General features: G+C 60.2%; 14 protein-coding genes. 4 read left to right on the top strand and 10 right to left on the bottom strand.

The window, feature by feature from the left end; translation table 11 throughout:
* Positions 1-3,339 precede the first annotated feature (3,339 nt).
* From ACIPVK_RS02975 to rpmH, 10 genes are all read right to left on the bottom strand, one after another.
* Positions 3,340-3,540, bottom strand: a complete 201-nt coding sequence (locus ACIPVK_RS02975) for a hypothetical protein (protein WP_407610495.1) — start codon at positions 3,538-3,540, stop codon at positions 3,340-3,342.
* A 72-nt stretch (positions 3,541-3,612) separates the two neighbouring features.
* On the bottom strand, positions 3,613-3,954 hold the full coding sequence (locus ACIPVK_RS02970) for a YciI family protein (protein WP_407610494.1): 342 nt from the start codon (positions 3,952-3,954) through the stop codon (positions 3,613-3,615).
* Between the two features lie 1,733 nt (positions 3,955-5,687).
* Positions 5,688-6,887 carry a ParB/RepB/Spo0J family partition protein gene (locus tag ACIPVK_RS02965; RefSeq protein ID WP_407610493.1) on the bottom strand — a complete coding sequence of 400 codons (1,200 nt, stop codon included), beginning with the start codon at positions 6,885-6,887 and terminating at the stop codon, positions 5,688-5,690.
* A 285-nt stretch (positions 6,888-7,172) separates the two neighbouring features.
* Positions 7,173-8,300 (bottom strand): ParA family protein, encoded by a 1,128-nt coding sequence (locus ACIPVK_RS02960; RefSeq protein WP_407610492.1) that lies wholly within the window; start codon positions 8,298-8,300, stop codon positions 7,173-7,175.
* Between the two features lie 65 nt (positions 8,301-8,365).
* Positions 8,366-9,007 carry a 16S rRNA (guanine(527)-N(7))-methyltransferase RsmG gene (gene rsmG, locus ACIPVK_RS02955; protein ID WP_407610491.1) on the bottom strand — a complete coding sequence of 214 codons (642 nt, stop codon included), beginning with the start codon at positions 9,005-9,007 and terminating at the stop codon, positions 8,366-8,368.
* Between the two features lie 26 nt (positions 9,008-9,033).
* Positions 9,034-9,582 carry a protein jag gene (locus ACIPVK_RS02950; RefSeq protein WP_407610490.1) on the bottom strand — a complete coding sequence of 183 codons (549 nt, stop codon included), beginning with the start codon at positions 9,580-9,582 and terminating at the stop codon, positions 9,034-9,036.
* Positions 9,583-9,584: 2 nt separating this feature from the next.
* Positions 9,585-10,550: a membrane protein insertase YidC gene (gene yidC, locus ACIPVK_RS02945; RefSeq protein ID WP_407610489.1), complete on the bottom strand. Its 966-nt coding sequence runs from the start codon at positions 10,548-10,550 to the stop codon at positions 9,585-9,587.
* Between the two features lie 6 nt (positions 10,551-10,556).
* Positions 10,557-10,925 carry a membrane protein insertion efficiency factor YidD gene (gene yidD, locus ACIPVK_RS02940; protein WP_407610488.1) on the bottom strand — a complete coding sequence of 123 codons (369 nt, stop codon included), beginning with the start codon at positions 10,923-10,925 and terminating at the stop codon, positions 10,557-10,559.
* Entirely contained in the window at positions 10,909-11,277 is a 369-nt protein-coding gene (rnpA, locus tag ACIPVK_RS02935) for a ribonuclease P protein component (RefSeq protein WP_407610487.1), read from the bottom strand. The genes yidD and rnpA overlap by 17 nt, the downstream gene beginning before the upstream one ends.
* 75 nt (positions 11,278-11,352) lie before the next feature.
* On the bottom strand, positions 11,353-11,490 hold the full coding sequence (rpmH, locus tag ACIPVK_RS02930) for a 50S ribosomal protein L34 (RefSeq protein ID WP_217390880.1): 138 nt from the start codon (positions 11,488-11,490) through the stop codon (positions 11,353-11,355).
* Positions 11,491-11,991: 501 nt separating this feature from the next.
* Here rpmH and dnaA point away from each other — a divergent pair.
* The 4 genes from dnaA (at position 11,992) to ACIPVK_RS02910 (ending at position 17,423) form a co-directional block, all read left to right on the top strand.
* A complete protein-coding gene (gene dnaA, locus ACIPVK_RS02925) occupies positions 11,992-13,404 on the top strand; it encodes a chromosomal replication initiator protein DnaA (RefSeq protein WP_407610486.1) in 1,413 nt (470 codons plus the stop codon).
* Positions 13,405-14,369: 965 nt separating this feature from the next.
* Positions 14,370-15,500 (top strand): DNA polymerase III subunit beta, encoded by a 1,131-nt coding sequence (gene dnaN, locus ACIPVK_RS02920; RefSeq protein ID WP_407610485.1) that lies wholly within the window; start codon positions 14,370-14,372, stop codon positions 15,498-15,500.
* A 172-nt stretch (positions 15,501-15,672) separates the two neighbouring features.
* The gene (gene recF / locus ACIPVK_RS02915; RefSeq protein ID WP_407610484.1) at positions 15,673-16,875 is read left to right on the top strand and encodes a DNA replication/repair protein RecF; all 1,203 of its coding nucleotides are present in this window, start codon (positions 15,673-15,675) and stop codon (positions 16,873-16,875) included.
* On the top strand, positions 16,872-17,423 hold the full coding sequence (locus tag ACIPVK_RS02910; RefSeq protein ID WP_407610483.1) for a DUF721 domain-containing protein: 552 nt from the start codon (positions 16,872-16,874) through the stop codon (positions 17,421-17,423). The genes recF and ACIPVK_RS02910 overlap by 4 nt, the downstream gene beginning before the upstream one ends.
* The last annotated feature ends 98 nt before the right edge of the window (positions 17,424-17,521 follow it).

Genomic DNA, 17,521 nt, shown 5'->3' with positions numbered 1-17,521 from the left:
GCCATCGTATTGACTGCGGTCAGCGCCCGGCAGCGGAGCTCTGCTGCCGGGCGCTGGTGCCCGTTGTCTTAGCGTGCGCGCCCCGCGCGCTGGCCGCATTCGTTGAATCCCCGGGCTCTGCCCCAGCATCTCTCCGTCTATTGCTCCGACTCGTGGTCGGCGCCTACGACCTCGCCCTTTTGGCTGGTTTCGTTGGCGCCAATGAGTAGTTCCTGGTTCGGGCTTCTTTGCCGGTGATGAACGCTCCGCAGCCAGTTCTCGTCCATCACACACGGACCGGCCTCCGGCCGCGCGCCGCCCCTTGCACGTTCCCGCCGCGGCAAAGCCGACCGCCCCAGCGGGGAGTATTACCCGAGGCGCCTGTGATGACGCATGCCCGACCTTGCCTCCGGCGCCAGAGAACGGCCACTACGCCGCCTGGAGGGACAAGCCGGCCCCCATGAGCACCGCGTGTGCGGCGGGCCCTCCGGCGCCCCGTACGCGACACCTGCGCTCTTCTTCACCACTCCCCCCCGCCGTGCGGCGGAGTGTCGCCAGCAGCAAGGCCGCGCAACCGCACTGCGAGCGAACAGGCCGATATGCTGGCGTGGATCAATACTGTTTCACGTGAAACATGCAATGCTGGATTGGACGATGTTCTGCGATGTTTCACGTGAAACACCCGTCAGCGCCGCGAGCAACACCAGACACCCCGTCGTGCATGTTTCACGTGAAACGTTGTTACCAGCCCCTGACGGACCGCTCTCTTCCACTTCCACATTGCCAACGCCACTGTCCTGATGCTCTTGGCTGCGGACCACACCATCTGGTCCCGAGGAGGCGGGATGCTGGCATTCTCCGCGCACCTTCCGCGGCTCTTGCCTTCGCCGTCTCCGCGGTCGGCTCCGATGACTGGGAGAACCGCAAGGATGACGGCTTCCTCGAGTAGGCGCCTCTCGCCGGGTCTCGCCCGCACCTCGGCAATTATGCGCCCTTCAAGAAGCCCCGGGATGTGGGCATATTGCCCCTGATTGTCATCGGCACCGATGGAAATAGATGCCGTCCGTACGTGATCCAACGAAACAGGTTCGTGAGGCGCGGTCCACATCATCATGCCAGAGGCCAACGGCGAAGGCGTCAATCAGACGCGATGGGTCCGCTTGCTGACGCACAGCGTCAAGTCCATGACCAAGCAGTTTCTGGCGTCGGTCGCGGCCGGTCTTTCCTGTCGCCACCAAGACTGCTGTTCGAAACCTGTCCGAGATCCCAAGCTGCGGCTCGTTCAGCAATGGATCAATTTGCACGGCCAGGATCCGCCGGTGACGCTCAGATCCTTCATCTCCACGGCAGCTTGCTATAGGGGCCGTCCTACCCCTGATCCAAATCCGTCCGTTCTCAGACCGCTTCCGCGGCTGACATTCGCTCTCCCCCGCCAGGTCCTGAGCATCCCCTGGTAAGGGGACGATTCGCCCCTCCACTCGGTGCGGCCCCCCTTTGCCAGCTGCGTTGCCAAGCTGGCATTGCTGCGCGGCGACAAAGGCGCGGCGCTCCTTATGCGCTTCAAATGCCTTACCAGGGTGGTCAGCCCTGCCCTAGTATTTCGGATGTTCTGCGACCACGGTTCAACGCAATCTTGGACCACGGGCCGGCCTCGGCGGGCACGGCCACGATTTCGGCATCGGCCACGCACGGGCCGGCGGGCGTGGCCGCCGCGCCATTTTCCTTCGATCCCCGGAAACCACCTTTGCGGGCGGAATGTGAGCCCGGGGCCTGCCCGATCATCTTCTGAGGACACTTCTCTGCTGATCCTGTCTATTCCAATGAGGGTCTCGATCGCGAGCGGATGCCCACATGCGTAGTGCTCTCAACGCCCGGAGGAATCGTGTCAGTCCTCGTGGGGAATTGGGGCCAAGGCGTCCGGGGAAGCCGTACCGGACGCCGTTTGGGAATTTCTGCCGTGCGGCCCCATATCTGCTGACTGTCATAGCCCCCACCTACCCAGCTGCCGTTCGCCAAATCCGATAGCGCCGAAGTGGGCCCAGGGCCGGGACCGACCTCCTGGCGCTCAAGATGTGGTTCGTGGCGAAATCCAAGCGGGGAAGATTCGCAATCGAAGTCCGGGCGTCCTGCCTCCCAACAACTTCGCTAAGCGAATTGAATACCAGAGGCCATTGGATTCGCCTACGCGGAGCGTTACTGAAGGACTGGACGGGCTCTCCACCCCCCCCCGACAATCCCTGACCCTGTATGGAACTCCAAGACGACCTGAGGTTTGAATATTCGACCCAGCGCTGGGAGCAATGGCAGCCGCTAGTTTATCGATGTCTTTTGAACCGCAATAAGAGCGCGTTCCCTCCAGCGATTCACGGATGTGTACCGTCGACAGCGACGCCGAATAGCGCGGCAAGATATTTCCAGCGGCGGCATCTGGCTCAGGTGTCTCCTTGCGCTCAGCGGGGTATCTTCGCCATCGGTGAATTCAAGTATCGAGGTCACGGTCTAGCGCAGCTAGTGGCCCCGGCCTCCGCGGTGTGCTCCTGTCTAGTCATGACCGTCGTTCCCGCATTAGGGGCAGGCAGCCTCAGGAGATCTGCCGGACGGGAAGGCAATCCTGCAAGCTAGGTCTTCGAATATGCTCTGGTGCGAGACAGACCTTGGGGCGTCCTTGTTACCACCGGCGGGCCAAGGAACTGACGGATCCTGCTCCATCACCACGAACCCTTTCGGCATGGCTCCAACTTCCAGTGTGCGATTAACGCTCCTCGCCGCGAGCCCTGGACCCCACCGGACCGGCCAATGGACTTCGAATGCAGTCAAGGACGTGACCTGGCTTGTGGAGCCATGTCCCCAGTAGGAGGGCTCCTCCTGCCAAATAGACTGAAGCTGTGTGCCACGCGGCGCCTCCCGATGACGATGGCGCCGTGACCTGCTTAGCTCCGACTCTTGGGTCCAGGATGGGTCTCCCTTGCTGGCCACGCGGCATTGGCCCGAGGGTTCGTGCGTGTTCTTCGGAGGTAGCCCGGGCCGTGTTTGCCCCCTTTCCCTGTCGAAATGTGTTTCGTCAGGCTTAAGTCGGCGATTTCATCGCTAAGAATCAGACCACGTCGGCTTGGTTTCCCGCCATATTGGCGTCCGAGAGATGATTTCATGCTTCCTTGCACATGCAGTTCGCTGCAGCGGTAGTGCTGGATTCGATCCAGCTCATCTGCACCCTGCTCCGACTGCGAGGCCATCGGGTGGCACTGCGTCGCTGAAATTTCCCTCACAACAGGAATGTGCAGGTCGCCTGCGCCTCGATGATCGTAGGTCACTCCGAGATGAAGGCAGTGCATGGTTGTGCTTCACGGTTGACGCTGAAGGTCAGAAAGGCGCGTCGGTGGCCGCGTGGGGTGGGAGCCCATATTCGGCCAGGTCGTATCGTACGCGCAGATGTCCCTCGGCCAAGTGCGCGTAGAAGGCGCGTTCCATCGACGGCTCCCAACTCGGCTCGAGACGGCTGCGCCCGGATCCGATCAACGAGTCCACCTTCGAGCTGCCGTTGGTCGAGGCCACCCGCCTCATGCGCTGTTGCACGCCATTCACTAGGAGCGCACGGTGAACGACGCACGGCCGATCTGGCTGAGGTTGCCCTCGTCAGCTGGCCGGGTCGTATTGGAACTGCCGGACTTCTTGCGGGCAACGGCAGGCGACCGCGATTTTCGCGGCCCACTCGAATGCTGCCTCCCGTGAGGGCAGCTCGAGCACCGTGTAGCCGCCGTTGGGCACCTTGTGGCCTGGGTATGTGCCCTCGGTGATGGTTCCGTCGCCGGCCACAAGCACCGGATCTATATCCTCATTGATCCCGCCGGCGAAGACGTACACGCCCGCCGCCTTGGCATCGTCGATGACGGCATGCGCGGCTTTGGCCACCGATTCGAAGTCCTCCTCGGGGAACACCATGGCCTCACCAGGGAAGGAGATCAGGAACTTCGTCATTAGACGACTCCTCTGCTCCGGCGGTACATTCCGTCGGATCTTCTCTGCGGCACCGCTCTGGTGCCCAGCCCGATTATTGCTTCCGCGCCCAACACTGGTCAAGGTAGGGCGTCGCGACCGACACGTAGAACCTGCTCGAGCGGTACCGTCGGAGATCGCGATCAAATTCTCTCGGCCCGCGAAGGAGTGGGCAGCAAGGATTCCCTTCGTCACGATCGCGATCGGCGGGTGTCGCGGGTCGAGGTCTCCGGATGATGGTGGTCTCTGCACCATCCTCCCGGGAGTCGTCGGCGTGTTCCACGTTTCGTCCTGTACAAGTGCGCGGGACACGATTAGGAGCATCGCGAAGCCCGGTGCGATCCCTTCTTCCCATGCCAGGGATGTCCCAACACTGTGTGGGCGTCGAGGATCCAATTGCCAAGACAACTCACTCCCCCGAACCATCAACTTCGCAAGACGCGAAATGGCGTCATTGGAGGGGCTAGCCAAACCAAACGTTGAAGGACGGCAGCATGATTTTCACGTCGCGAATTGATCGAACAGGTTCTTTGGAGGCTTCTGAGGGAGACCGCCGTTCTACATCTTCCTCGTCCGCGTCCGGTTGGAACGTCAGCGAATTCGAAACAGGTCACCGCAACGCCGACGTCGCCGGTGAGCAACGAAGGTCATCTTGTTTCACGTGAAACATCCATCGTTCCCGGTGCTCTCTTGGTCTCGCACGGGCTCGGATATGGAATGCGGGGCTTCGTCCTGACATTGAATGGAACCGATTGGTCCGGTCAAAATGGCCAATCACTTCCTGATCAGACCACGGTTGCTGGAGCGGTCCACTGCTCGGGCAACGCGACTACCGCAGCAACTCCATGGACGCCCAATGCGACCTGCGATGGGAAACCAAGATCCCAGTCCAGCGATGCAGTCTCCCGACTCGGCCCTTCGCAAGTGGTAAAGGCACCGCTATTCAATTCCAGTCAGTCGAGTGCGAACTCGCAGGCTCAGAACCCACACGACGCTTGAGCTGGGAACCTACCCCCCGAGGCCGAGTCGTGGCCATGTTCCACGTGCTTCACGCGGATGGATGGGTGGCGCCCGGCAGGGCGATGCAGCAATCATCTGTCAATTGCGCCCGAAGTGGACGAAACTCGATTTTCCACTCGCCTCGAGGCAATCAGCGGGTCATCCTGGGGCTGCGTCTAATCGACTTCCTCCTCAGGTTGGTGCACGTCGAGGGATGGGCGACACTCGACCGCATTATGGGCGGCCCCCATGCGGCGCCAAGCGTGGCTGCCAGGCAAGCGCTGCGCAGTGCGATGGCCTCGGGTATCGGGGATGTGCCGGGAATGACGATCATCCGTTCACGTCGTCAGTCAGGCCATGTCCGCCGCCGCTTCCCACGTCCATCAAAAGCAGGAGAGCCCCTACAAGGGTTCCCGTTCCTCTTCGCCGCATGTCTTAGACATGCGTGAACCGGTCATCGTCGATACCGGCTCCATCGACGACCTGCCCCAGGAGCCATCAGGGGCCCGCAGAAGGGCCATTCTCCCCTTGGGCCGTACATGAGGCCGCAGGCCCTCCCCCGGGGCGCCTGCGGCCCATGAGCGGTCGGGTATGGTCGCTGGCGGCGTCACCGAAGGAAAGAAGGTCTCGGTGGCTATGAGTCGAACCGGGGACATGGTTAAAGCAGAAGTTGGAGTGTTTCACGTGAAACACTCCAACTACTACAGCTGCATGGCCTACTTGGCTTCGGATTCCGGCGACAGCACGCTCATGATTCGGTTCAGGTCATCGACGCTGGCAAATTCGATGCTGACACGGCCCTTGCGGGCGCCTAGCGAAATTTTGACGTTTGTATCAAGGCGATCCGAGAGTGACGTCGCCAGGAAATCCAATCGTTCATGGCGCGGCGTAAGCTTCGGCGCGGCGGCCTTGCGCGGCTTCTGCTGACCGTCACTCAGCGCCACGGCTTCTTCGGTGGCCCGGACAGACATCCCCTCGTTGACGATCCGCTGTGCCAATTGCTCAATCTCTGCCGCGTTGGCAAGACCCAAGAGCGCACGCGCATGACCCGCGGATATGACTCCCACGGCAACGCGTCGCTGCACAAGTGCAGGCAACTTCATGAGTCGGATCGTGTTGGAGATCTGCGACCGTGAACGACCGATGCGCTCCGACAGGACTTCCTGTGTGCAATCGAATTCGCTTAGAAGCTGCTGGTACGCCGCAGCCTCTTCGAGCGGGTTGAGCTGCGAACGATGGAGGTTTTCCAGGAGTGCATCTCGGAGCAGATCGTCATCCTGCGTTTCGCGGACGATTGCCGGAATCGTTGTCAGGCCTGCTGCCTGAGTGGCACGCCAGCGGCGTTCACCCATGACAATCTCGTACGGTTCTTTGTCGTTCTCCCGGGAGGGGCGAACAACAATGGGCTGCAGCAGCCCGACTTCACGAATGGAATGGACCAATTCGCCCATGTGTTCTTCGTCGAAGTACGAACGCGGTTGCTTGCGGTTCGGATGGATCTGATCCACGGCCAGCTCGGCAAAACTCGCGCCGGGCACCTCTACCAGGTTGCTGACCTCGGCATCAATCGCTTCCACCTCACCCGCGCGTCCCGAGGATGCAATGAGACCCGGCATCTGGGCGCGGCGCTTTTTGGCGGCCGCGGACGGCCCTGAGGTCGATTTGGATTTCTCCGCGGCAACCTCTTCTTCGGTCTTACCAGGCACGAAAAACATGTCGACCGGGCGGGCTTTTTTGCCGTTAGCGGCGGTCTTAGGTTTGGGGGCAGTCAGTTCCGGATCCTTTGCCGTTTTGGCTGCCGGCCTAGATGTTTCACGTGAAACTTTCGCAGGAGTCTCCTCCTCGGATTCCGCGACAGGGCTGCTCGAAATCAATGCACCAAGACCTCGTCCTAAACCACGTCGCTTTTCCGACATTGGATGTTACTCCCTTTCGACACCGTTACTACCATGACCCATGGCAATTCTACTGGGTGGTGCTTGATTGTTGAGAACGCGGCTCACGGGTGTGGCTCGCAGACGCCGGAAGTTCGGCTTTCTGCACCCTACCTGACCCTAGGCCACGTAGGCATCCGTCGCACAAGCGATTCTTCGGCACTCATGCGATAAAACAACCTAAATCGGATACTTAATGGATTGCGAACAGGTGACTAGCGCAATGCCGCACACCCGATAAGAAAATTGGCCGAGGGCTCCACGGTATTAGTGGTTACCGCGCTCCGCGATTTCGGCAGCTGCCTCCAAATACGAAAGCGCTCCCGTGGAACTCGAATCATAAGTGATGACAGTTTGCTGATAGCTGGGCGCTTCAGAAATGCGGACGCTCCGGGGAATCAGCGCCTGCAACACCTGGTTGGGGAAGTGCTCACGTACCTCGCTCGCAACCTGTGCCGCAAGGTTTGTCCTGCCGTCATACATGGTCAAGAGGATCGTCGAGACGGTGAGATCCGAGTTGAGATGCTTCTGGATCATCTCAATGTTCTTCAGTAGCTGGCTGAGGCCTTCCAATGCGTAGTACTCGCACTGGATCGGGATCAATACCTCGCGGGCAGCAACAAAGGCGTTGACCGTCAACAGCCCAAGGCTGGGCGGGCAATCGATGAAAACATAGTCCAGACGGTCCATGCCATTCTCGTCACGATATTGTGCATACTGTTCCAAGGCACGTCGCAACCGTTGCTCGCGAGCCACCAGCGAAACCAGTTCGATCTCCGCGCCCGCCAAGTGGATGGTTGCGGGTGCCACTGTCAGGTTGTCGATGTCCGGGCAAGTGGCCACGACATCGGCAAGCGGCAGGTCATTGATGAGGACATCGTAGATGCTGTCTACATCCGCGTGATGCTCGATCCCCAACGCGGTCGAAGCGTTGCCCTGTGGATCGATGTCAATCACCAGGACGTTCAGGCCGGCAATGGCCAGTGCTGCCGCAATGTTCACGGTGGTGGTCGTCTTACCGACGCCACCCTTCTGGTTGCTGACGGTCATGTAGCGGGTGGTGTCGGGCTTGGGCAGCTTTCGGCCGCTCAGCTTTTCACGCCGTTTGTGTTCACTTGCCAGCTGGCTTGCCAGCGGAGAACTGTCGTCAGTGGTATCGAAAACGTTTCGTGCCATCGCAGGTTCCTTCGCCACCACTGGGTCCTCTCCATCGGAATCCGTCAATTCCACCGTTTCGTTCTCGTCGAGAAGCGCTGCAGCGGTAAAGATTGTTTCACGTGAAACAACGTCGGTCTCGGTCAAATCAATCTTTTTAGGTTGCTCTTGAGTGTTCGGTGAGCCAAAACTAGCGAAAAGCGCTGCAAACGGTGGAATCTTGTTAACGCTACGCTTCAAAACAGTTCTTTCTACTAACTCAGCAGGTGGCATGGAGCCACCTGATACAGCCTATCGCTTATGCGCTAGCCTACGTTGATACGCACCACTGTCGTCGGTTCGCTGAGAATCTCTTCTCCGACCGTTACGACCTCGGTTTTCTTGCCACCGAGACGACGAATCATCTTCGCAGCCTTCTCGACTTCCTCGGCCGCGGAGCGGCCCTTGATGGCAAGGACCGTCCCCTTCCCGTGAAGCAACGGGATGGTAAGCCCGGCTAGGTTCGTAAGGGCCGATACGGCGCGAGCCGTGGCAAAGTCCGCATTCACGTGGTCAACGACTTGTTCGGCGCGCCCACGCATCACGGTGACGTTTTCCAACCCAAGATCTTCGACGACTTCATGCAACCAAATGCAGCGACGTTCAAGTGGCTCGATCAACGTCAGCTGAAGGTCGGCACGGGCCAAGGCGAACGTCAGTCCCGGAAGTCCCGCCCCGCTACCCACGTCTGCCACATGGGCACCCTCGTCAATCAGGTTGGCAACGACGGCACAGTTCAAGACGTGCCGAGACCACAGGCGTGGGACTTCACGAGGGCCCAGCAGGCCGCGCTCCATGCCGGATGTGGCCAAATGCTGAACATAGCGCTCTGCGAGCCCCAGGCGGTCACCGAACACGGTCCGGGCGGCCTGGCTCTCTTCGGCGGTAAGTTCTACTTCGTTGCTCATAAAAGTGTTGTTCCTTGGTTCCGGGCTTAGGAGTCTGCGGGAGACACGACGATGTGGCGGCCGGGGCCCTCACCCTCGGACTCGCTTTGCATTCCCAGGGCGGCCACGCAGTCGTGTACCAACTTGCGTTCATAGGCGCTCATTGGCTCGAGGGCCACGCTTTCACCGCTGGACTCGACCTTGGCCGCGGCTTCTTCGGCAATGCGCTTGAGTTCTCCGGCACGCCCCTGGCGGTAGCCGGTGATGTCCAGGACAAGACGCGAACGGTTACCCGTGGCGGTCAGGACGGCAAGTCGCGTGAGCTCCTGCAGGGAGTCCAATACCTCACCCTTGGAACCGATCAGGCGGCGCAGCGACTTTTCGTCCTCGGGCTCGCCGGCAATTGAAATGTAGGTCCGCCCACCACGCACTTCAATGTCGATGTCACCATCGAGGTCGGCAATATCAAGCAATTCCTCGAGGTAGTCCGCGGCGATGTCGCCTTCCTCTTCGATGCTCCTGGCTTCATCAGGAACTTCGTTTTCCTCTACGGGGTTTGGGGTATCGACAGCATCGCTTTGCTCAACATTGCTCATGGCTACTTCTTCTTCCTGTTCTTGCGCTGGGGCTGTACGCGCTGCACCTTTGGCTCCTCGACAACCGCCGCAGCTGCTTCGGCTTCTGCCTTCTTCTGGCCGATCGGAGGAAGTCCCTTGGCGGCACGACGCTCATTGAGCTCGCGCTCCGCCTGTGAACCCGGAGTCGGGTTGTTACGAATGACGTAGTACTGCTGGCCCAAGGTCCAGAGGTTCGTGGCGGTCCAGTAGATCAGGACACCGATCGGGAAGTTGATGCCACCAACGCCGAAGACCAGCGGAAGGATGTAGAGCATGATCTTCTGCTGCTGCATGAAGGGGCCCTCAAGGGCTTCCTTGGTCATGTTCTTGGACATGATCTGCTTCTGCGTGATGAACTGCGAGGCCGTCATGGCAAGAATCATGATGACGGCGACAATGATCACCGCGGCGCTCGGGGAACCCGAGTTCAAGGTGTTCAGAAAGGTGTCTGAAAGGCGCGCTCCGAAGATGGAAGAAGAATCAAAGCTGCGGATGTGATCGGCGGAAAGTGCGCCAACGCCGGCATTGTTTGCGCTGGCCTTTGAGGCATTGTTCAAAACCGTGAACAACGCGAAGAAGAACGGCATCTGGACGAGCATGGGCAGGCATGACGACAGGGGGTTCGTCTTGTGCTTCTTGAACAGCTGTCGCTGCTCCGCAATCATGGCCTGCTGCGAGAGCTGGTCCTTCTTGCCCTTGTACTTGGCCTGAAGCTTGCGCAGGTCCGGCTGCAGGGCCTGCATGGCGCGCTGGGCCTTGATCTGCTTGACGAAGACCGGAATCAGGGCGGTACGAATCAAGAGCACCAGGAAGATGATGGACAGCGCCCATGTCCAGCCCGAGTTGGGATCAAGTCCGATCCGGGTGAACAATTCGTGGAAGGCCATGAGGATCCACGAGACTACATACCGAAAAGGGCTCAGTAGCAGGTCAAAGAAGTTTGTCATTACCGGTCATGCTCCTCTGGCCGCATCTGCGGCATCTTCGTCGGCGGGAATCGGAGGATGATTCATCACCATGATCTTGGGGGTCTTGCCTTCTGGCCAAATTCGTCGGCCGTCGGGAACGTAATCGATCCCGCCATGGCTAAAAGGATTACATCTTAAGACACGCCAGATGGTTAATCCGATGCCTTTGATGGCGCCATGTACCGTAACCGCTTCAAGGCCGTAGGCCGAGCAGCTGGGAAAGTAGCGACAAACATCGCCGTAGACCGGCGAAATGATCTTGCGATAAACCATGAGGAACCCGATGAGAAGATTCCTGGGAATATCTATCAGGAACCAGATGAGCCCGGTTCTGGGCCTAGGATCCTTTTTCATGCTTGGCACCTGCCTTACGGACAACCGATTCAAGTCCGGAGAGGACCTGCTGGCTTAGCTCGTCCCATTCGGCGTCTGCGGATCCAGGCAATGCCCGGAGCACGACGTCGAGGCCGATGGCATCCGCAGTAAACTGCTTGGCCAATGCACGCATTCGTCGCTTGACGAGGTTGCGGTGCACGGCATTGCCAACGGCCTTGGAAACGATAAAACCAAAACGGTTATTACCCTGGGGTTCGACAGAGCGAACCCGTGCATATAGCACTACGTTCCGACGCCCAGTGCGGGCGCCGGAACGTACAGTGGCTGTAAAGTCCTGCGAAAGGCGCAATCGCTGATTCTTTGGCAACACGACGTCACGCGTCGAGTCTGAAAAACAAAGAACCCACGAAAACCTGCGCTATTTCAGGACAGTAGTGCTTAATGGTTATGCAGAAAGTTCGACGCGGCCCTTGCCACGGCGGGTTGCCAAGATGGCACGGCCTGCACGGGTACGCATACGAAGTCGGAAACCGTGCTTCTTGGCACGACGACGGTTATTCGGCTGAAAAGTCCGCTTGCTCACGGTAGTAACTCCAAGACGATCATGTGATGCGCCTTGCCCGTTGCTAATAAGTAGGGAAGAACAGGCCGACGCTCGTATTCAGGTGGCCCTCGTGGACTGTTCCATGCTTTCGACAGTCAACAGACCTACGAAGGCATCTCACAGTGCCAAAAGTGCGCACATAGGACTACACAACGATAGGGGTGGAAGTGAAGGTACGTCAAATTGAGCCCACCGATGGCCAGTCGGGCCCCTGTGCACGGTGTGATCTTAATTGTGGATACCGCGGTGGATAAACCGTGGAAATATCCGAATACCGGGTCTGACACCTTGATCCTAAACGTCAATTTTTACTTGGTACCCCGCAGATTTGCAAGCCCTAGGGAGATATCCACCTCAAGTTATCCACCGTCTGTGCATAACGCTGTGGATGACGGCTAGAATCATTCCGTTGGGGTCCGGTAGTTCTGGGCCCCATTCGTCGCCCGTTTGGTCGATGTAACAGAACGAAGGGGCCTAATTGTGAGCACGGACGAGACCAACAGTGTCGGCAGTGCCTGGCGCCAGGTAGTTCGCCATATCGAACAAGACGACCGAGTGACTCCCATGCAGCGTGCATTTGCCGCCTTGGCTCAGCCCCAGGGGCTCATCGGAACGACACTCTTGCTGGCAGTCCCCAACGAGTTGACTCGCGACGTTCTCCAGACCCAGCTCAAGGATCCCCTTGAGCAGTCGCTCAAGCTTGTATTTCAATCAGACATCCGCTGCGCGTTCAGCATCGACTCGGACCTGGTCCCGGAAGAGGTGCCGGCCCCCCCCGTCGAGTTGCCGCCCGTTCCCAAGGCTCGCATCAGCGATGCCCTTCCCCAGCCTTCGCCTCCTTCCAACTCCCAGGAATTCGGCCGGCTGAACCCCAAGTACATCTTCGATACGTTCGTCATCGGATCTTCGAACCGTTTCGCCCACGCCGCTGCCGTGGCTGTCGCCGAGGCACCGGCCAAGGCCTACAACCCTTTGTTTATCTACGGGGATTCCGGTCTGGGCAAGACCCACCTGCTTCACGCCATTGGCCACTATGCCCGCCACCTCTACAACGGGATCCGAGTCCGCTACGTGAATTCCGAGGAATTCACGAACGACTTCATCAACTCCATTCGGGACGATGAGGGCGCCAGCTTCAAGCAGACCTACCGGAACGTCGACATCCTGCTCATTGACGACATCCAGTTCTTGGCCAACAAAGACGCCACCCAGGAAGAGTTCTTCCACACCTTCAATGCACTGCACAACCACAACAAGCAGGTGGTGATCACTTCTGACCTGCCGCCAAAGCAGTTGTCGGGGTTCGAAGACCGCATGCGCTCACGTTTTGAATGGGGCCTGCTCACCGACATCCAACCGCCGGAGCTTGAAACCCGCATTGCCATTCTGCGCAAGAAGGCCACTGCCGAGAATCTTTCAGCGCCCGACGAGGTCATGGAATACATCGCTTCAAAGATCTCCACGAATATCCGTGAACTTGAAGGCGCCTTGATCCGCGTGACCGCCTTCGCGTCGCTCAACAACCAAACCGTGGACATGAGCCTTGCCGAAACGGTCCTGAAGGACTTGATCACCGACGAAGGCGCGCAAGAGATTACGCCGGCCACCATCGTTGCCCAGACCGCCGAGTACTTCAATCTCACGATTGAGGAGCTCAACAGCAAGTCCAGAACCAGGACGCTGGTGACGGCGCGACAAATCGCCATGTACCTCTTGCGTGAACTCACGGATATGTCGCTGCCAAAGATTGGCCAGGAGCTCGGCGGCCGTGACCACACCACGGTGATTCACGCCGACCGCAAGATTCGCGAACTTATGGCCGAGCGTCGGGCCATTTTCAATCAGGTGACTGAGCTGACCAACCGAATCAAGCAACGCCAACGCGAAGGCTAGACGGTCCGCAAATCCAATAACCACAGGTGTGGATAAACCTGTGGATCATTAAGTGGACTACATCGATTCCCTGCGGATAACTACAGGGGCTGCTGTGGATCCCTTAATTCATGCGGAAAGTTATCCACCTGGGCGTGACACTGAGTGTCACGCCCAGTCACATGTTGTGCACATGCATAATTGGTGCGTTCCCGCGGCGGAGCGCACTTATCCACAGTATCCACAGGGGTTATTAACACTACTAATCCCATCTTTCTTATTCATCCAGATAACAAGTCCCTTTCTGCACCCAAGCGCCCAAACGACGTCAAATGCCTCCCCACGGACCTAGTTGTCCTGGATTGCGCCTTGCAGGTTGGTCAAGAGATCCGATCGCCGAAAGTACTCGGTTGAACGACGCGTTGGTGAAGCTGGAACCTGCATCGGACACCACATGGTCATCGAGTGAACGCTGCCTCCCCCAACTTTTGTCTTGACCGCCTTCTGCGCCGAAACATCCACGCAACTTGAATTCCTTGTCCACGCCGGTGGAGAGGCCTTCCCTTGGATAAATGTCCGCAGGCAACCGTCTCCGGGCAATACGTGGGCCCCGAATACACCTGCTCTTCGCTGAACCCCGAACTTGTGATTTCGTCGTGCTCCGCCGACTGGGACCCGGATGGTTGTTCCCGAAAATCCGGAGACACCGGCTGCCTCCTTGATCCCGGCATACGTGGGGCTCAGCTCCAGTCCACCAAAGCCCGCTTCCCTCCAAGCCGCGAGCGGGGTCATCATCAAGGCTTTGCAAAAGCCGGTATGCTCGAAGGCTGTGCCGTAGTTCTGCCATCAGATGCAGTCGGTTCACAAAGCGAGCGTGCCAACTCACACCGTTCTCAGGATCGGTTCTGGTTTTGGATTTTTTCCGAGCCGCTAAGCTTGCTTTAAGTCATGTACTGTCGACTTCGTCGTGAAAGGCGGACCACTTCGTGAAGTTCAGCGTTGAAAAGGATGTATTGGCCGAAGCCGTATCCTGGACCGCCCGTTCACTTTCCCAACGGCCGCCCTCCCCGGTGCTCTCAGGCATTCTCATCACCGCAACCAGTGGCACCGTTTCCCTGGCAGGATTCGACTACGAGATCTCTGCCCACCTCGAGATCGCTGCAGATGTCGCTGCGGAGGGAACCATCCTGGTATCGGGCAAACTGCTGGCAGAAATCTGCCGCAGCCTTCCAAACGCCACCGCAGTCATTGAAACCGATGGCACCAAGGTCACTCTCACCTGCGGACGAAGCCGCTTCCACTTGGCCACCATGCCCGTGGCCGAATATCCGGAACTTCCAACGCTTCCTGAGGTGACCGGCGTCGTTGATGGCGAGGCTTTTGCACAAGCGATCAACCAGGTCATCGTCGCCGCGTCCAAGGACGACACACTGCCGATCCTTACCGGCGTCAAGATGGAAATCGAAGACGACCTGATCACTTTCCTGGCCACCGACCGTTACCGCTTGGCCATGCGCGAGGTCCGCTGGAAGCCTTCGCAGGCCGGAATTTCCACGTCTGCCCTGGTCAAGGCGAAGACCCTGAACGAGGTCGCGAAGACCTTGGGCTCCGCCGGCGAACTGAAGATCGCACTGGGCGAGGGCAACGAACTCATTGGCTTCGAAAGCGGAAACCGCCGGACGACCTCGTTGCTCGTGGACGGGGACTACCCGAAGATCCGTTCGCTCTTCCCCGAAAACACGCCGATTCACGCCACCGTGCGCACCTCGGATCTCATGGAGGCGGTCCGCCGCGTGGCGGTCGTTGCCGAACGCAACACCCCGGTCCGGCTATCTTTCGCCGGCGGCCAGCTCTCCCTCGATGCCGGCACCGGTGAAGATGCCCAGGCCGAGGAGTCCATCGAGGCGCAGATCGACGGCGAGGAAATCACCGTCGCGTTCAACCCCGCATACCTGAGCGAGGGACTGAACGCATTCGACAGCGAGTTCGTGCGTTTCTCCTTCACCAGTGCACCGAAGCCCGCCATGATGACGGCGCAGTCCTCCCTGGACGGACAGGACAGCGACCAGTACCGCTACCTGGTCATGCCGGTGCGCCTACCAAACTTGCCCAATTAGGTTGCCCACGGGGGAAAACCTGGTTTTCTTTCCCGTCGCAATCTCGTGTTCGACCGCTCCACGTCCGCTCCAACCGGAGCGGTCGAACACAACTTTCCTTGGCGGTTCCCGCCAAGCCGTCACCACCCGATCTTTGGCACCCCGCCCCTTGATCCCACCGCAGGACGTTTAGGTGTATATCTCACATGTCTCTCTCACCGACTTCCGCTCTTATGCGCAAGCCGATGTCGAGCTGGGGCCTGGCACCAACGTCCTGGTAGGTTCCAACGGGGTTGGCAAGACCAACATCGTCGAAGCCATTGGCTACCTTGCGACGCTTTCATCCCACCGGGTCACCAACGATGCGCCGCTGCTGCGCTTTGGCACCGAGCGGGCACTGGTTCGGGCCCGCGTCCAGCGGGCGAAGCTGGTCACGACCCTCGAGGTCGAAATCACCGCCGGCAAGGCAAACCGTGCCCGGATCAACCGCGCCAACCCGGTCCGCGCGCGGGACATCCTGGGAATCGTGCGCACGGTGCTCTTTGCCCCGGAGGACCTCGCCCTGGTCAAGGGAGATCCCTCCAACCGCCGCCGCTTCCTTGACGAATTGCTGGTCACCCTGCGGCCCGGGGAGGCCGCGACCCGCGGGGACTACGAGCGAGCGCTCAAGCAGCGCAATGCCCTGCTGAAGTCCGCCCGCGTCGGGGGCAAGCCCTCGAGCGCCCACGAATCCACGCTCGATGTCTGGGACACCCATCTCGCCCGTGCCGGGGCCAGGGTGCTGCGCGGACGCCTTGAGGTGCTCCGCCTGCTCTCGCCCTACATGGGTGCGGCCTATGCATCGCTGGCCGACGCCAACAAGGATGCCCGCGCCTACTACCAATCCACGGTCATGGCCGATTTCGACGGGGACGAGTCCGCCGTCGGGGCGCCGGCCGACGAGGAAGATGCCTCACGGGTGGCCCCGGCCGCGCTGCTGGACGCCACCACGGAGGAACTCGAGGAAATGTTCCTCGCGGCCCTGATGAACACCCGCGCCAAGGAACTCGAACGCGGCATCACGCTGGTCGGCCCGCACCGCGACGATGTCCTGCTGACCCTGGGCGGCGCCCCGGCGAAGGGATACGCAAGCCACGGGGAAACCTGGTCGTTGGCACTGGCGCTGCGGCTCGCTGCCTACAAGGTCATGGGCGAGGACGATCCGCGGCCAGGGGCCGGACCGATCCTGATCCTGGACGACGTGTTTGCCGAGCTCGATGCCACCCGGCGCACCCGCCTGGCCTCCATCGTGGCCGGCGCGGACCAGGTGATTGTCACCGCCGCGGTCGCCTCGGACGTGCCCGAGGAGCTCGGCGGCACCTTCCTGAAGGTCAGCCCGGGAGTGGTGCACTCGTGAGCGAGGACAAGGACCCGCACGCCCCCGAGGCGCTGGACGCCGCGCGCGCCATCCTCAACCGCATGCGCGAGTCCGCCCTGAGCCGGGGCGAGGCCCGGATCGACGCGGCCAAGGCCGCCAAGTTCGAGGAAAATGCGGCAGCGCGCAAGGCCCGGCGGCGGGCCAGCTCCGCGCCGGCGAAATACACCGACGGGCGCGACCCCCAGGAAATCGGCAACCTCTTCGGCAAGATCGTGCGCGACCGGGGCTGGAGCGCGCCGGTGGCCGTGGGATCGGTGCTTTCGCGCTGGAGCGAGCTGGTGGGGCCGCAGATTGCCGCGCATTGCGTCCCCGAGTCCTTCGAGGATTCCACCGTGGTGGTGCGCTGCGACTCCACGACCTGGGCCACCCAGATGCGGCTGCTTTCCCACGAACTGCTCAAGCATTTCGACAAGGAACTGGGGGCCGGCGTGATCACCGTGATCCGGGTCCTGGGCCCGGCGGCACCCACCTGGCGCCACGGCGGCCGCTCGGTTAAGGGCCGCGGTCCGCGCGACACCTACGGGTAGGAAAACCAAAACGCGTAGCTGGCCGACTGGCGCACCGAGACCGCGCACGGCACATAGCCCCCCACCTGAGGCCGGATCAATCGCTCCTAAGCCTGCTT

This window comes from Paeniglutamicibacter sp. MACA_103 (genome assembly GCF_045798555.1).
Taxonomy (GTDB): Bacteria; Actinomycetota; Actinomycetes; order Actinomycetales; family Micrococcaceae; genus Paeniglutamicibacter.
The sequence above is the reverse complement of the archived record's forward strand: the minus strand, read 5'-3'. Positions and strand labels throughout refer to the sequence as shown.

Bases quoted from the DNA above. Each gene is read 5' to 3' on its own strand.
- ACIPVK_RS02975 (WP_407610495.1), bottom strand. From the start codon at position 3,540: ATGAGGCGGGTGGCCTCGACCAACGGCAGCTCGAAGGTGGACTCGTTG.
- ACIPVK_RS02970 (WP_407610494.1), bottom strand. From the start codon at position 3,954: ATGACGAAGTTCCTGATCTCCTTCCCTGGTGAGGCCATGGTGTTCCCC.
- ACIPVK_RS02965 (WP_407610493.1), bottom strand. From the start codon at position 6,887: ATGTCGGAAAAGCGACGTGGTTTAGGACGAGGTCTTGGTGCATTGATT.
- rsmG (WP_407610491.1), bottom strand. From the start codon at position 9,007: ATGAGCAACGAAGTAGAACTTACCGCCGAAGAGAGCCAGGCCGCCCGG.
- ACIPVK_RS02950 (WP_407610490.1), bottom strand. From the start codon at position 9,582: ATGAGCAATGTTGAGCAAAGCGATGCTGTCGATACCCCAAACCCCGTA.
- yidC (WP_407610489.1), bottom strand. From the start codon at position 10,550: ATGACAAACTTCTTTGACCTGCTACTGAGCCCTTTTCGGTATGTAGTC.
- yidD (WP_407610488.1), bottom strand. From the start codon at position 10,925: ATGAAAAAGGATCCTAGGCCCAGAACCGGGCTCATCTGGTTCCTGATA.